We start from the raw sequence: 13,910 nt of genomic DNA on the forward strand, positions 1-13,910 counted from the left end.
AAACAGAGCGCTCCTGTGGAAAGCGAATTCCCACAGGAGCGCAGTCGGTTGCCCTTTTAGGACGAACGCCGGCTAAAGCAAGCCGGCCGCCGTCATCAGGTCGGTCACCTTTTTCGAGTTCAGCGTCGTCGGGTCGACTTTCGGCGCCTGCAGATCGGCCAGCGGCACCAGCTTCGGATTGGACTCGGCGCCCTTGCCGACTGCGTATTCGAACGAATCGCCTGTTTTCAGCACGTCCTGGCCGCCATTGCCGGTGACCCATTTCAGGAAAGCCTGCGCTTCCTTCGGGTGCTTGCTCGAGGCCAGCACGCCGCCGCCGGAAATCGAGACGAAAGCACCGGGATCCTGATGCTTGAAATAGTGCAACTCGACGTTCTTGCTGTTCTCGCCGGTCTTGGCCTGATCGCCGTAGTAGTAATAGTGATAGATCACGCCGCCTTCGACCTCGCCGGCATTGACCGCCTTCATCACCGTGCTGTTGCCCTTATAGGCGGTAAAATTCTCCTTCATCGCCTTCAGCCATTCGGCCGTCGCCGCCTCACCCTTGAGCTGCAGAAGCGCGCTGACGATCGCCTGGAAATCGGCGCCGGAGGGCGAAGCGGCCCAGCGGCCCTTCCAGCTCGGATCGGCGAGATCGAGCAGCGATTTGGGCAGCTGGTCGGCGCTCAGCTTGGTCTTGTTGTAGGCAAAGACGGTGCTGCGCGCGGCGACGCCGACCCATTTGCCGCTCGCCGGCTGGTACTCCTGCGGAACCTGGGCCAGCGTCTCGGTGCCGACCGGTGCGAACAGGCCGGCCGCCTCGACTAATGCCATGGCCGGCGAATTCTCCGTCAGGAATACATCGGCGGGCGAAGCGGTGCCTTCCGCAACGATCTGATTGGAGAAATCGCTGTCGCCGCCATTGCGGACGGTAACCTTGATGCCGGTTTCCTTGGTGAATCCCTCCGCCCAGGCCTTGGTCAGGTTTTCGTGCTGGGCGTTGTAGACGACGATGCCCTCGTCCTCTGCTATTGCCGGGCCGGCGATCAGGCTGATTGCAAGTGCTGTCGCACCGGCAAGGGCGGAAAGAGCATATTTCATGGCGTCGTCCTCGATTTCGATGGTCTTTGGCTTGGCACGCTGCACCTACCAATACCTGACTGGTGCAGTCAACATTGCTGGCCCACTCAATCGCTCAAAAGGAGCAAACTTTCGTGATGCTCAGCTAATTTGCCTTGGACATTATTTCGCCGGCCCCGTAACAAATCAGCGCCGAGACGCGAATATCGGGGAGTGAACTCTTGTGAGCGGCAAGGACGAAGCCGAGCTTTCACGCCTGCTGCGGGCCGCGATCGCCGGAGACGAAAGGGCCTATGCCGACTTTCTGCACCGGATCGCCGCGCTCGTTCGTGGCTTTGCCCGGCGCAAGATCGTGCAGGGCGGGGTGGATCCCGAGGATGTCGTGCAGGAAACCTTGCTGGCCATTCATGTGAAACGACACACCTGGCGCCATGATGCGCCGGTGCTGCCTTGGGTCTATGCAATAGCCCGCTTCAAGCTGATCGATGCGTTCCGGCGGCGCGGTCGGCGGATCGAGATCGAGATCGACGAAATCGCCGAGACCTTTGCCGAGCCGGAATCGGAGACGGTGAGCGAGCGCGACATCAACCGGGCGCTCGACAGCCTGTCGCCGGCACAGCGTTCCGTCGTCTCGGCCGTATCGGTCGAAGGCCGGTCAATCGGTGAGACCGCGGCCAAATTCGGCATCAGCGAGACGGCTGTGCGGGTGTCACTGCACCGCGGGCTTGCCGCCATTGCCAAACGGTTCAGGGCGGGGCGGGAATAACATGAGGACCGAAGATCTCATCAAGGCGCTCGACGCCGATGCCCGCAGCAAGGCGCTGCCGCTAGGCACCACCTGGTGGCTTGCCACCGGCGCGGCCATCGTGATCGCGGCCGCGGTTTTCTGGCTGACGATCGGCCCGCGCCCCGACATTGCGATCGCCATGCACACGATGCGGTTCCTGTCCAAATTCGTCTTCACGATTGCTCTTGCCGCCAGCGCCTTTGTCCTGGTGCGTGGGCTGTCGACGCCCGGTGCATCGACCGGCCGGGCGGTGAGCTGGATGGTCGCCGCGCCGCTGCTGGTGATTGTGGCTGTGATTCTCGAACTCTTCGCCGTGCCTGCGTCCGACTGGGGCACGCGCCTGGTCGGCACGAACATGGTCATCTGCATGACCTTCATTCCGTTGATCGGGATCGGCCCGCTTGCCGTCTTTCTCGCGGTGCTGCGCCATGGCGCGCCGACAAGGCCGGTGCTTGCCGGTGCGGCCGCGGGCCTGCTTGCCGGCGGGCTGGCGGCGACCTTCTATGCGGCGCATTGCTTCGACGATTCGCCGCTTTTCGTCGGCACCTGGTATACGATCGCGGTCGCCATCCTTGCCGTGCTCGGGGCGCTCGGCGGACGACTTTATGTGCGCTGGTAGCGAGGCGATCAGCGTGTCGGAACGGGATGCTCGCCGCGATAGTCGTAGAAGCCGCGCCCGGTCTTGCGGCCGAGCCAGCCGGCCTCGACATATTTGACCAGCAGCGGGCAGGGGCGGTATTTCGAATCCGACAGCCCGTCATGCAGCACCTGCATGATCGACAGGCAGGTATCGAGCCCGATGAAATCGGCAAGCTGCAGCGGCCCCATCGGATGGTTGGCGCCGAGCTTCATGGCGGTATCGATGGCGTCGACCGAGCCGACACCTTCATAGAGCGTGTAGATCGCCTCGTTGATCATCGGCAGCAGGATGCGGTTGACGATGAAGGCCGGGAAATCCTCCGAGACGGTGATCGTCTTGTCGAGCTGCTTCACGTAGGTTTTTGCCGCCTCGAAGGTCTGGTCCTCGGTGGCGATGCCGCGCACCAGTTCGACCAGTTTCATCACCGGAACCGGATTCATGAAATGTATGCCGATGAAGCGTTCCGGCCGGTCGGTCTGCGAAGCCAGCCGTGTGATCGAGATCGATGATGTGTTCGTCGCCAGGATGGCCTCGGGGTTGAGCTGCGGGCAGAGCTGGGCATAGATCTTGCGCTTGACCGTCTCGTCCTCGGTCGCTGCTTCGATCACCAGATCGGCGCCCGCAAGGTCGGCCATGACCGGTGCCGCCGAAATGCGCGCCATCGCCTCATTGCGCAGCTTTTCCTCGAGTTTGCCGGAGCCGACCTGACGGGCCATGTTGCCGCTGATCGTAGCGATGCCCTTTTCGATGCGGTCGGGCGAAATATCGTAAACCAGCACCTTATAGCCCGCCAGCGCCGACACATGGGCGATGCCGCCACCCATCTGGCCCGCGCCGATGATGCCGATCGTCTCGATCTTGCTCATTACCCGATCCCGTCGAGGCCTTTGCGGCCCGTTTTTTGTGCAGTGCAAACTAAAAGGGCGGGGCGACTTCGTCTACCCCACCCCTCAGAATTTAATACGCTTTGGCAGAAGGCGTCAAAGCGCCTTTTGCAGTTCCGGCAGAATGACGAAGAGATCGCCGACGAGACCGTAGTCGGCGACCTGGAAGATCGGCGCTTCCTCGTCCTTGTTGATGGCAACGATCACCTTCGAATCCTTCATGCCGGCAAGGTGCTGGATGGCACCGGAGATGCCGACGGCAATATAAAGGTCGGGCGCTACCACCTTGCCGGTCTGGCCGACCTGCCAGTCGTTCGGCGCATAGCCGGCATCGACGGCGGCGCGAGATGCGCCAACCGCCGCACCGAGCTTGTCGGCGACCGGCAGGATGACCTCCTGGAACTTCTCGGAGGAGCCCAGCGCACGGCCGCCCGAGATGATGATCTTGGCCGAGGTCAGCTCCGGACGGTCGGTCTCGGAGAGCTTGTTCTCGACAAAGCTCGACAGGCCGGGATTGGCCGCCGCCTGGACCGTCTCGACCGGCGCGGAACCGCCCTCGGGTGCTGCCTGGAAGGAAGCGGTACGCACCGTGATGACCTTCTTGGCGTCACTGGACTGCACCGTCTGGATGGCGTTGCCGGCATAGATCGGCCGCTTGAAGGTGTCGGGCGACACGACTTCGATGATTTCAGATATCTGGGCGACATCGAGCAGCGCTGCCACGCGGGGCGCGACGTTCTTGCCCGACGAGGTCGCCGGCGCGATGATCGTCTCGTATGGCTCAGCAAGCGAAACGACGAGTGCCGCCAGCGGTTCGGCGAGACGCTCGGTCAGTTCGTCGGCGTCGGCGAGCAGCACCTTGGTGACGCCCTTGAGCTTGGCGGCGGCATCCGCTGCCGGCTTGGCACCTTTGCCGGCAACCAGCACATGCACGTCCGAACCGATCTGCAGCGCCGCCGAAAGCGCCTTGGCGGTCTGGTCGGAAAGCGCAGCGTTGTCGTGTTCGGCAATCAGAAGAATAGCCATGATGTTTTCCTGACTTTCGTCTTCGAGGCTCCTGAAATCCGGTCAGGCCGAGTCGAAAACGGTTGGTTTCGAGAACCGGAGCGGAGCGTACTTCAGTACGTGAGCACCGGAAGCGGAGAAACCGGCCGTTTGCAGGCCGGCCTCATCGGATTTCCTTAGAGCACGCCGGCTTCGTTCTTCAGCTTGTCTACCAGTTCGGCGACGCTCTTGACCTTGACGCCCGCCTTGCGGCCGCCCGGCTCCTCGGTCTTGATCACTTTAAGCCGCGGCTTGACGTCGGCGCCGTAATCGGCAGGGCTCTTCTCGTCGAGCGGCTTCTTCTTGGCCTTCATGATGTTGGGCAGAGACGCGTAGCGTGGCTGGTTCAGCCGCAAATCGGCCGTGACGATCGCCGGCATCTTCAGTTCCAGCGTCTGCAGGCCGCCATCGACCTCGCGCGTCACCGTGGCCTTGTCACCGTCGAGCACGATCTTGGAGGCGAAGGTGCCCTGCGCCCAGCCGAGAAGTGCGGCCAGCATCTGGCCGGTCTGGTTGGAATCGTCGTCGATCGCCTGCTTGCCGAGAATGACAAGGCCGGGCTGTTCTGCCTCGACGACGCCCTTCAGCACCTTGGCGACGCCCAGCGGCTCAGTCTGCTCGTCGGTCTTGACCAGGATGGCGCGGTCGGCGCCCATGGCGAGCGCCGTGCGCAAGGTCTCCTGTGCCTGCTGCGGCCCGATCGACACGACGATGATCTCTTCGGCCTTGCCAGCTTCCTTCAGCCGGATCGCCTCTTCGACCGCGATCTCGTCGAACGGGTTCATCGCCATCTTGACGTTGGCGAGTTCCACCGCCGAACCGTCCGCCTTAACCCGGACCTTGACGTTCGCATCCACAACCCGCTTCACGGGCACAAGGATCTTCATTTGCCTGTCACCTCTTTCACGATAGTCTCTTCACGCTCGTCGGGCGCGCTATAGCAGCGTGCACCTCTTCAGAGTTGTCGAAAGCCGACATTCCGGACGGAATTCTGGTCTTCGCCACGCCAGTAGGGTGGCGCTTCCGTAGTTGCGGCGACCCCGCGCGTCAATATCCGGGGCGCACTCGGATCCTCGGCGAAGCACTCAAATCGGTTCAGTCCGGACCGGAAACGGTCCCCCGGCCCCAGCGCGGCGCCGGCTGCGCAGGTTGTGGGTCGCTTGGCGCCGGCTCCACGGCTACGGGCACCGGACCGGCGACCACGGCCGGCTCCTCGTCTGCGCCGGCGAGTAGCGGTACGCCGCGGCTGCGCAAGACAAGCACCAGCACGGCTCCAGCGATGATGCCGCCGATATGGCAGGCCCAGGAAACCTGATCCTCGCCCCCCTGGGCGAACATGAAGATCTGGAACAGGATCCACAGGATCAGCGGGATGAAGGCCGGGATGCGCAACGGGATGCGCGCGAAGACCAGCACCCATACCTTCACCCGCGGATAAAGGATCAGATAGGCGGCGACCACACCGGCGATGGCGCCCGACGCGCCAATCAGCGGCACCGGCGAATCCCAGGCAACCAGACCCTGGAAGAAAGCGCCGGCGATGGCGCAAAGCAGGTAGAAGACGAGGTAGCGGACATGGCCGAGTGCATCCTCGACATTGTCGCCGAACACCCACAGGAACAGCATGTTGCCGCCGAGGTGGAAGATATCCGCGTGCAGGAAGGAATAGGTCAGATAGCTCAGGCTCTCCGGAATGACGACAAATTGCGGAGCGAGCTCGACGCTGTCATGCACAACCGACGGGATGAAACCGAGGCCCAGCACCGCGGCGTTGGCGAAATCCTCGCCGCCCAGTGTGGTGACAAAGTAGATCAGCACGTTGAGCGCGATCAGGCTGATCGTCACATATTGCAGCTTGATGTGCCGCAGCCGGTTGGTGTCGTAAAGCGGGATGAACATCGGGCCTCTCCCGCTTCCGGCGGATTCAGCGGTTCTTGCCGGGAACCCATAGCACGTCGGCATTTCCGTTGTCATTGACCGCGCGTGCGGCGACGAACAGAAAGTCCGAGACACGGTTGATGTATCTTATCGCCTCGCGGTTGACGTGCTCGTCCGGGTCTTGCGACAGCGCCACCATGATGCGCTCGGCGCGGCGGGCCACCGTGCGGGCGAGGTGAAGGGCAGCCGCTGCCGGCGTACCGCCGTTGAGCACGAAGGATTTGAGCGGCTCAAGGTCCTTGTTGAGGAGATCGATATCCTGTTCGATGCGGTCGGTCTGCGAGGCGATGATGCGCAACGGCTCGTAGTCGAGCGGCTTGCCATTATCGGGAACTGCCAGATCGGCGCCGAGGTCGAAAAGGTCGTTCTGGATGCGGCCGAGCATCGCATCGATCGCCGGATTTACTGCCGCGGTATGAATGCGGGCCATGCCGATGCAGGCATTGGCCTCGTCGACCGTGCCGTAGGCGTCGATGCGAAGGTCGGATTTCAGCCGCCGCTCGCCAGAGCCGAGGCCTGTGGTGCCATCGTCGCCAGTGCGGGTGTAGATCTTGTTGAGCTTGACCACGGGTTACCTCCCGGCTGGTGGCTGCTGCGTCACTTACGAGTGAAATACACCGCCAGCATGATCAGCACCAAGGCCACGAACTGCAACAGCACGCGCGTCTGCATCAGCTTGTTGGAGGTCATGCTGGAGCCGCCGCGCATCATGTTGATGAGGCCGCGGATCAGCACGATCACCACGGCGACCATGACGAGAACGGCGAGGATGTTGAAGACGGTTGCCATGGTGTGTTCCAGGTTGGATTGCGTTCAGGCGCGTTTGGCGAGCAGACGGTAGAGTACCGATGACGGCAGGATGCGTTTAAGGATCGCGCCGATCCTGGCCGGCACTGTTACCACATAATGCGGGCGTGGGCGCCGCGACAGAAGCGCATGGTGCAAGGCGGCATAAACCACCTCCGGCCCGGGCTTCAGCCGCGATGTGCTGCCGCCGGCCCGCAGCCGTTTGAGTTGCGCCGCATAGGCGAGGCGATGAACGGACTTCTCGTGATCGATATTCGCCAGGAACCACGCAAGGCTGTTGCTGGCGATCTTCGATTTCACCGGCCCGGGCTCGATCAGCGAAACATTGATGCCGCTGCCCAGGAGTTCTTGATAGAGGGACAGCATCAGCCCTTCGATAGCGTGCTTCGATGCCGAGTAGGCGCCGCGGAAAGGCACCGGCGCGAGGCCGAGGATCGACGAGCAATGAACGAGACGGCCATGACCCTGGCGGCGCATCACCGGTACGACGCGGCGAGTGAGATCATGCCAGCCAAAGACATTGGCTTCGAACTGCTGCCGTAAAGCCTCGACCGGCAGGTCCTCGACGGCGCCGGGCTGCCCGTAGGCGCCGTTGTTGAAGAGCGCATCGAGCCGGCCGCTGGTCCGTTCCAGCACCGACACTACCAGCGCCTCGATCGATCCGGGCTCGGTGTAGTCCAGATAAAAGGCCTCGATGCCATCGGCCTCGAGCGCGGCGATATCTTCGGGCTTTCGGGCCGTTGCGAACACCCGCCAGCCTTCCGCCTTCAGCGCTCGGGCGCAATAGGCGCCTATACCGGAAGAGGCACCTGTGACAATGATGGAGCGCAACTCTTCTCCGGGAGGACTGATGGTTTGACCTAGGGTTGTCATTTACCGCAAACCCTTCCCATATTCGCGGCGTCGGGACAATCGAAGGGAACGCGGTTCTTGTTGCGGAAGATCGTAGCCCTCAAACGCGTCCTCTACGACGCGCTCGGCCATTTCAACACCGACGACGGCTGGGCAATGGCCAGCCATCTGGCGATCACCGCGCTGATGGCGCTTTTTCCTTTCCTGATCTTCGCCACGACGCTGGCGAGTTTTTTCGGCGCGCAGGCTTTCGCCGACACCGCCGTGCACCTTGTGTTCGACACATGGCCCGAGCAGATCGCCAAACCGATCGCGCGCGAGGTGCTCAACGTGCTTACCGTCCGGCGCAGCGACCTGTTGACCTACGGTATCGTGCTTGCCGGATATTTCGCCTCGAACGGCATCGAGGCGCTGCGCACCTCGCTCAACCGGGCCTATCGCGTCTCGGAAACGCGCGGCATCATCTACCGGCGGGTGCAGAGCATCATCTTCGTGCTGATCGCGACGGCCGGGTTTTTGGCCATCAGCGTGCTGCTGGTCTTCGCGCCATTGCTGGCACGGCTGGCCGAGTCGCATTTCGAATGGATAAAACCCTATATGGGCACGATCACGCTGTGGCGTTACGTCATCGCCTCGGTAGTCATCATCGGCGGCCTGTTCGCCGTGCATTTCTGGTTGCCGGCCGGCAAGCGCCGCTTCGTTTCGATCGTGCCTGGCATCATCTTCACGCTGGTCGGCTGGCTCATCGGGTCGACCATCTTCGCCGCCTATCTCGATCATTTCTCGTCCTATGTGACGACCTATGCCGGCCTCGCCTCGATCATGATCGCCGTCGTGTTCCTCTATATCGTCTCAGCGATCTTCATCCTCGGTGGCGAGCTCAACGCCGCGATCAGCCGCTATTTAGAGGCGCGTGCCCGCGTCGGCGGCTGAGCCGTCGCCAGCCCGACGCCGAGCGTCGCGATCGCCATGCCGGCGATCTGGAGCGGGCTCAAGTGCTCACCGAACAATGCCCAGGCGATGACCGCGGTGACAGCCGGCACGAGGTAAAACAGCGAGGCGACCTTCGACATCTCGCCGTCGCGGATCATCACCATCAACAGGAAGATGGCGCCGATCGATAGCACCAGCACGAGCCAGGCCATGGCGAAGATCAGTTCGCCGTTGACGATGACCGTTCGGGTCTCGAAGGCGAGCGAGGCCAGAGCCATCACCGATGCGCCGCCGACATATTGCCAGAACGTGGCAGCCACCAGATCGCCGCCGGAAGCAAAGCGCTTCTGCCAGATGGTGCCGGCGCTCATGCCGAGTACCGAGACCAGCGAGGCGCCCAGTGTCTCGGCCGTCACGCCGCCGCCGAGCGCACCGAGCTTCGGCCAAAGCACGATCACCACGCCGATCAACCCGAGGCCGAGACCGGCCCAGTGGCGCGGCAGGATGGCCTCGCCGAGAAGCCGGCCGGCGAGCACTGCCGTGATCAGCGGCTGCAGGCCGACGATCAGGGCTGAAAGTCCGGCGGGCATGCCCCGGTGGATTGCCCAGAACACGCCGCCGAGATAGATGCCATGCATCAGGATGCCGGCACCGGTCGCGTGCAGCGCCTCATCGCGGGTGGCGCGGCTCGAACCAAGTGCGGCCATCAAAGCGACAAGCAGGATTGCGGCCAGGACAAAGCGCGCGGCCAGGAACGTAAAGGGCTCCGCCCACGGCATGGCATAGCGCGCGCCGATGAAGCCGGTCGCCCACAGGACGACGAAAGAGGCGGGGATGAACCGCTTGAGGCTGTGCATTTCCGGAGGCCGCGATGAATTCGGGTGAGGGATCGACTGCGGCGACTGCTTAATGCCGTTCGGGCCGGCAAGCAAAACCAAACGGTTGATCCATAGAGTCATTTGAATTGAAGGAGCGCCGTTGATGGCCCCGAGCTCACCGGTCTAGTCTAGAGACCGACCAGCCGCCTCACCTCGCCCGGCGATGCGCCCGTCTTACGCTGGGCGGCAAGGCCGGTATCGCCAAGACTCTTCGACAGTTTTCGTCCGTCCGGGCCGAGGATCAGGCGATGGTGAAAATAGGCCGGCTGCGGCAGGCCAAGCAGTTGCTGAAGCAGCCGCTGCACGCTGGTCGCGGAATAGAGATCCTGGCCGCGCACGACATGGCTGACGCCCTGCAGCGCGTCGTCCATGGTGACGGCGAGGTGATAGCTGGTCGGGATTTCGCGGCGCGCCACGACCACGTCGCCCCAATCCTGCGGATGGGCTTCGACACGACGCGTCGCGGAGAGCGTCTCGTCCGTGTATTCGGCCCATGACAGGTCCTTGCCGGCGCGCGCTATTGCCGCATCGACGTCCAGCCGCCAGGCAAATGGCACATTTTCGGCGGCGCGCCGCTTGCGTTCGCTCGCCGTCAACGCCTTGTCGGCGGCGGGATAGAGCGGCACGCCGTCCGGGTCGCGCGGCCAGTCGCGGCCATGCTTCTCGCTGTCGGCGATAAAGGCGCGGATCTCACTTCTGCTCATGAAGGCCGGGTAGACAAGTTCTTCCTTGATCAGCCGCTCGAGCATCGCCCGATATTCGGCAAAATGCTCGGACTGGCGGCGCACCGGTTCCTCCCAGCCAAGCCCCAGCCATTTCAGGTCGCGAAAAATGCCTGCCTCGAATTCCGGCGTGCAGCGCGTCGTGTCGATATCCTCGATGCGCAGCAGCAGGCGTCCGCCCGCCGCCTTTGCCAATTTCTGATTGAGCAGCGCCGAACAGGCATGGCCGAGATGCAGTTCGCCGTTCGGGCTCGGCGCGAAGCGGAATGTCAGCAGTGTCATTGTCCGGCGGCAATCGGGTTGTGTGGCGCTTTCGCCAATTGCTACTTTGCGCCGGTGGCGTCGTGCGTCCAGAGGGACACGTGACGAAGCGTGCGGCACTTTTGATTTTGGAACAAGCAGATATGCAACGCATCGCCAGTCTCGACGACATTGCGCAAGGGCTGGATAGGCTATGCTTACTCGACCCACGCCTGGAAAAAGTGCGCGGCATGGCCGGCGAGGTGCCGCTCAGGCTGTCGGAGCCGGGGTTCAGGAGCCTTGCTTCCATCGTCGTTTCGCAACAAGTGTCCCGCGCGAGCGCCGACGCCATCTTCGGCCGGCTGACGAGACTGCTCGATCCGCTGACGCCGCAGGCGATACTTGCCGCCGACGAGGCGATCTTTCGCGAGGCCGGGCTGTCGCGGCCCAAGCAGGGCGGCCTGGTTGCCGTCGCCCGGGCGGTGGCCGACGGGCTCGACCTCGATCACCTCGGCCGGCTCGATGCAAGCGAGGCGATCGCGGCCATGACCAGGGTGCCGGGGATCGGCCCGTGGACGGCTGAAGTCTACCTTTTGTTTGCCGCCGGACACCCAGATATCTTTCCGGCGCGCGACGTTGCATTGCAGAGCGCGGTCGGCCATGCACTCGGCATCGACCCGCGTCCGCCGGAGAAAATGCTGATCCGGCTTGCCGAATCATGGAGCCCGTGGCGCGGTGTCGCATCGCGGCTTTTCTGGGCTTATTATCGCGAATTGAAGGGCAGGGATGCCGCGCCTCCGGCCTGAATCCGCAAAAAAGCATTGAAATCATGCGTTTTTGAGACCCGGCATGATCGACAATCCGCTTCACATCCCTGTCATGTCGGGCTTACAGTATCCGCGTCGACCGGTTCTAGGGTGAAGGAGGTCAACGACGTGACGGTTGCCGTATCTCCGGATGGGCTTCCAGCGCTGGTGCTGAATGCGGATTACCGTCCGCTCAGCTATTACCCCCTGTCGCTCTGGTCCTGGCAGGATGCCATCAAGGCGGTGTTCCTCGAGAGGGTGAACATCGTCGCCGAATACGAACACGCCGTCTCTTCACCGACCTTTTCGATGAAGCTGCCGAGCGTCGTCAGCCTGAAGGCTTACGTGAAGCCGTCGAGGCATCCGGCGTTTACCCGTTTCAACGTCTTCCTGCGTGACCGTTTCCAATGCCAATATTGCGGCACGCCGGACGATCTGACGTTCGACCATGTCATTCCTCGCCATCGCGGCGGCGCCACGACCTGGGAGAATGTCGTCGCTGCCTGCTCGCCCTGCAATCTGAGGAAGGGCGGCATGATGCCGGCCCACGCCAAGATGTGGCCGCTGCAGAAGCCCTACCAGCCGACGGTGCATGATTTGCATAATAACGGCCGGCTGTTCCCGCCCAACCATCTACACGAAAGCTGGATGGATTATCTGTACTGGGATGTCGAACTCGAACCATAGAGTTCGGCAGAAATCCGCCATGCCGGTCGCCTGACGCAGCTTTCTGCGCTTCCGGTGCTCACGTACTTTAGTACGCTCCGCTCCGGTTCTCGAAAGCCACGTCATGCACTCCGGCCTGACGAATTTCTGGACGAACTCTGCGTTGTGCCGATCAGTCGCGGGCGAAGGCGCTGCGGAAGGCTACGACTGCCAGGACAAAGCTGGCGATGACGTTCCAGCCGGCCAGCGACAGGCCGAGGATGCGGAGCGCCGCCTTGTCGCAGGAGGGCGGGACGAATTTGTCGAGCGCATCGAGCACGCCCTTGCCGCCGGTGTCCACCGGCCCGGCGGCTGCGGTGCAATCGGTCGGGCCTGGCCACCACGCCCATTCGACGCCGGAGTGATAAACGCCGAGATAGACGCCGTAGAGCATCAGCAGGCCGCCAATAGCCAGCAGGCCACGGCTTACCCAGGCTGGCGCGTGAAGAGCCGACGCAAGCACCGCCAGCAGCATCAAGGGCACGCCGACGTAGTAAGGCGTGCGCTGCTCGAGGCAGAGCTTGCAGGGGATATAGCCGCCGAGATACTGGAAGGCCAGCGCCGAGCCGACCGTGGCGGCCATGGCGACAGCGAGAAACAGGGCGGTGCGCAGCCGCTGGCGTCCGGTATCGGCATTCACGGTCGCTGTCATCGGACTCAGTCCATTCGGTTCGATGTCGTTCAGACGGCGTATTTGACGACGATATAGAGCAAAATCAGGGCAGCGGCGGCGGCGCCTGCAATCTGGCCAAGGCGCTTTTCGATGAAGTGGCGGATCGGCTCGCCATAGCGGCGCAAGAGCCACGCGAGAAACAGGAAGCGAGCACCGCGCGCCACGATTGCCAGCACGATGAACAGCAGCAAAGGAACACCGATGACGCCCGACAGGATCGTCACAACCTTGATCGGCGGCAGATGGGCGAGGCCGGAGGTGACCAGCATCAGGATGATGAAGCCGACACCCGATGAGACGCGCATCGCTTCGAACTCGTCATATTTGCCGTAAAATTCGAGGATCGGCCGCGCGACCGCATCATAGGCATAATGGCCGATGAACCAGCCCGCGATGCCGCCCAGCACAGAGGCGACGGTGGCGACCAGCGCGTAACGATAGGCGCGATCCGGCCGCGACAGCGCCATCGGCAGATAGAGGACGTCGGCCGGCACCAGGAACACCGAGCTCTCGACGAAGGCGATGAAGGCCAGCCACCATTCGGCCGATTTGCTCGCCGCCAGCGACAAGGTCCAGTCGTAAAGTCCGCGAAGCATCGGCACTCCTAATGCACGCCCAAACCAGAAGCGGTCTTGGGATCACGACATGTACAAACAAGACTTGGAAGCGCCCCGCATCAACCTCGTCGGACAAGGTGCGCTTCAATGACATGCGCCGCCTGTCTAGAAAGATTTTCCGCGCTGCACAATGGCAGCTGCTTCACGAAATCGAAAGGCTGAGGCTTGAGCGAGCCCAGATGTCGGGATTTGGCCAGTTGATTGACGAGCAAGCCATGGCGTCGAACACTTGCCTGCCTGAAGTGCGTCAAGGCAGTTTCCAATTACATCGTGGGTTTTCCGGCCGAACACGATCCGTGTTTAAATACCGGCGATTCCTGTCGCA

At 62.7% G+C, this 13,910-nt stretch carries 17 protein-coding genes; 5 read left to right on the forward strand and 12 right to left on the reverse strand.

Going from position 1 to position 13,910, the window contains the following annotated elements:
- Positions 1-72: 72 nt before the first annotated feature.
- Positions 73-1,080: an iron ABC transporter substrate-binding protein gene (locus NKI29_RS19565; protein WP_352577252.1), complete on the reverse strand. Its 1,008-nt coding sequence runs from the start codon at positions 1,078-1,080 to the stop codon at positions 73-75.
- Positions 1,081-1,282: 202 nt separating this feature from the next.
- Between NKI29_RS19565 and NKI29_RS19570 the strand changes: the two genes are divergently transcribed.
- Positions 1,283-1,825: a sigma-70 family RNA polymerase sigma factor gene (locus tag NKI29_RS19570; RefSeq protein WP_352570551.1), complete on the forward strand. Its 543-nt coding sequence runs from the start codon at positions 1,283-1,285 to the stop codon at positions 1,823-1,825.
- Position 1,826: 1 nt separating this feature from the next.
- On the forward strand, positions 1,827-2,465 hold the full coding sequence (locus NKI29_RS19575; protein WP_352570550.1) for an NrsF family protein: 639 nt from the start codon (positions 1,827-1,829) through the stop codon (positions 2,463-2,465).
- Positions 2,466-2,473: 8 nt separating this feature from the next.
- Here the strand turns inward: NKI29_RS19575 and NKI29_RS19580 are convergent, their stop codons facing one another.
- The 7 genes from NKI29_RS19580 to NKI29_RS19610 all read right to left on the reverse strand — a co-directional run bounded on the left by NKI29_RS19580 (position 2,474) and on the right by NKI29_RS19610 (position 8,032).
- A complete protein-coding gene (locus tag NKI29_RS19580) occupies positions 2,474-3,352 on the reverse strand; it encodes a 3-hydroxybutyryl-CoA dehydrogenase (RefSeq protein ID WP_352570549.1) in 879 nt (292 codons plus the stop codon).
- Positions 3,353-3,466: 114 nt separating this feature from the next.
- The gene (locus NKI29_RS19585) at positions 3,467-4,396 is read right to left on the reverse strand and encodes an electron transfer flavoprotein subunit alpha/FixB family protein (RefSeq protein WP_023677946.1); all 930 of its coding nucleotides are present in this window, start codon (positions 4,394-4,396) and stop codon (positions 3,467-3,469) included.
- A 155-nt stretch (positions 4,397-4,551) separates the two neighbouring features.
- Positions 4,552-5,301: an electron transfer flavoprotein subunit beta/FixA family protein gene (locus NKI29_RS19590; RefSeq protein WP_023677947.1), complete on the reverse strand. Its 750-nt coding sequence runs from the start codon at positions 5,299-5,301 to the stop codon at positions 4,552-4,554.
- 208 nt (positions 5,302-5,509) lie between these two features.
- A complete protein-coding gene (locus NKI29_RS19595) occupies positions 5,510-6,313 on the reverse strand; it encodes a rhomboid family intramembrane serine protease (protein ID WP_352570548.1) in 804 nt (267 codons plus the stop codon).
- A gap of 25 nt (positions 6,314-6,338) precedes the next feature.
- Positions 6,339-6,920 (reverse strand): cob(I)yrinic acid a,c-diamide adenosyltransferase, encoded by a 582-nt coding sequence (locus NKI29_RS19600; RefSeq protein WP_023677949.1) that lies wholly within the window; start codon positions 6,918-6,920, stop codon positions 6,339-6,341.
- Positions 6,921-6,949: 29 nt separating this feature from the next.
- Positions 6,950-7,141 (reverse strand): twin transmembrane helix small protein, encoded by a 192-nt coding sequence (locus NKI29_RS19605; RefSeq protein ID WP_023677950.1) that lies wholly within the window; start codon positions 7,139-7,141, stop codon positions 6,950-6,952.
- 24 nt (positions 7,142-7,165) lie between these two features.
- Positions 7,166-8,032, reverse strand: coding sequence for an SDR family oxidoreductase (locus NKI29_RS19610; protein ID WP_352797025.1), 867 nt, complete (start codon positions 8,030-8,032; stop codon positions 7,166-7,168).
- Positions 8,033-8,089: 57 nt separating this feature from the next.
- Here NKI29_RS19610 and NKI29_RS19615 point away from each other — a divergent pair, with 57 nt between their 5' ends.
- A complete protein-coding gene (locus NKI29_RS19615; RefSeq protein WP_292656768.1) occupies positions 8,090-8,944 on the forward strand; it encodes a YihY/virulence factor BrkB family protein in 855 nt (284 codons plus the stop codon).
- Here the strand turns inward: NKI29_RS19615 and NKI29_RS19620 are convergent.
- Both NKI29_RS19620 and gluQRS read right to left on the reverse strand, forming a co-directional pair.
- Positions 8,911-9,801, reverse strand: coding sequence for a DMT family transporter (locus NKI29_RS19620; protein WP_023677953.1), 891 nt, complete (start codon positions 9,799-9,801; stop codon positions 8,911-8,913). The two genes, NKI29_RS19615 and NKI29_RS19620, sit on opposite strands and share 34 nt — an antisense overlap.
- A 149-nt stretch (positions 9,802-9,950) precedes the next feature.
- Positions 9,951-10,826 carry a tRNA glutamyl-Q(34) synthetase GluQRS gene (gene gluQRS, locus NKI29_RS19625; RefSeq protein WP_352797027.1) on the reverse strand — a complete coding sequence of 292 codons (876 nt, stop codon included), beginning with the start codon at positions 10,824-10,826 and terminating at the stop codon, positions 9,951-9,953.
- A 122-nt stretch (positions 10,827-10,948) separates the two neighbouring features.
- On the opposite strand from gluQRS, the gene NKI29_RS19630 reads away from it, so the two are divergent.
- Positions 10,949-11,590, forward strand: a complete 642-nt coding sequence (locus NKI29_RS19630) for a DNA-3-methyladenine glycosylase family protein (RefSeq protein ID WP_352797029.1) — start codon at positions 10,949-10,951, stop codon at positions 11,588-11,590.
- A 129-nt stretch (positions 11,591-11,719) separates the two neighbouring features.
- Positions 11,720-12,277, forward strand: coding sequence for an HNH endonuclease (locus tag NKI29_RS19635; RefSeq protein WP_023677956.1), 558 nt, complete (start codon positions 11,720-11,722; stop codon positions 12,275-12,277).
- A gap of 151 nt (positions 12,278-12,428) precedes the next feature.
- Here the strand turns inward: NKI29_RS19635 and NKI29_RS19640 are convergent, their stop codons facing one another.
- Positions 12,429-12,947, reverse strand: coding sequence for a disulfide bond formation protein B (locus NKI29_RS19640; protein ID WP_352783383.1), 519 nt, complete (start codon positions 12,945-12,947; stop codon positions 12,429-12,431).
- Positions 12,948-12,976: 29 nt separating this feature from the next.
- Positions 12,977-13,564 (reverse strand): YqaA family protein, encoded by a 588-nt coding sequence (locus NKI29_RS19645; protein WP_023677958.1) that lies wholly within the window; start codon positions 13,562-13,564, stop codon positions 12,977-12,979.
- Positions 13,565-13,910 lie beyond the last annotated feature (346 nt).

It is taken from the genome of Mesorhizobium sp. M0678 (assembly GCF_040320505.1).
Taxonomy (GTDB): Bacteria; Pseudomonadota; Alphaproteobacteria; order Rhizobiales; family Rhizobiaceae; genus Mesorhizobium.

Excerpts from the sequence above, each read along its gene's own strand:
- NKI29_RS19605 (WP_023677950.1), bottom strand. The coding sequence starts at position 7,141 with ATGGCAACCGTCTTCAACATCCTCGCCGTTCTCGTCATGGTCGCCGTG.
- gluQRS (WP_352797027.1), bottom strand. The coding sequence starts at position 10,826 with ATGACACTGCTGACATTCCGCTTCGCGCCGAGCCCGAACGGCGAACTG.
- NKI29_RS19645 (WP_023677958.1), bottom strand. The coding sequence starts at position 13,564 with ATGCTTCGCGGACTTTACGACTGGACCTTGTCGCTGGCGGCGAGCAAA.
- NKI29_RS19580 (WP_352570549.1), bottom strand. The coding sequence starts at position 3,352 with ATGAGCAAGATCGAGACGATCGGCATCATCGGCGCGGGCCAGATGGGT.
- NKI29_RS19575 (WP_352570550.1), top strand. The coding sequence starts at position 1,827 with ATGAGGACCGAAGATCTCATCAAGGCGCTCGACGCCGATGCCCGCAGC.
- NKI29_RS19590 (WP_023677947.1), bottom strand. The coding sequence starts at position 5,301 with ATGAAGATCCTTGTGCCCGTGAAGCGGGTTGTGGATGCGAACGTCAAG.
- NKI29_RS19610 (WP_352797025.1), bottom strand. The coding sequence starts at position 8,032 with ATGACAACCCTAGGTCAAACCATCAGTCCTCCCGGAGAAGAGTTGCGC.
- NKI29_RS19630 (WP_352797029.1), top strand. The coding sequence starts at position 10,949 with ATGCAACGCATCGCCAGTCTCGACGACATTGCGCAAGGGCTGGATAGG.
- NKI29_RS19595 (WP_352570548.1), bottom strand. The coding sequence starts at position 6,313 with ATGTTCATCCCGCTTTACGACACCAACCGGCTGCGGCACATCAAGCTG.
- NKI29_RS19565 (WP_352577252.1), bottom strand. The coding sequence starts at position 1,080 with ATGAAATATGCTCTTTCCGCCCTTGCCGGTGCGACAGCACTTGCAATC.
- NKI29_RS19640 (WP_352783383.1), bottom strand. The coding sequence starts at position 12,947 with ATGACAGCGACCGTGAATGCCGATACCGGACGCCAGCGGCTGCGCACC.
- NKI29_RS19620 (WP_023677953.1), bottom strand. The coding sequence starts at position 9,801 with ATGCACAGCCTCAAGCGGTTCATCCCCGCCTCTTTCGTCGTCCTGTGG.
- NKI29_RS19585 (WP_023677946.1), bottom strand. The coding sequence starts at position 4,396 with ATGGCTATTCTTCTGATTGCCGAACACGACAACGCTGCGCTTTCCGAC.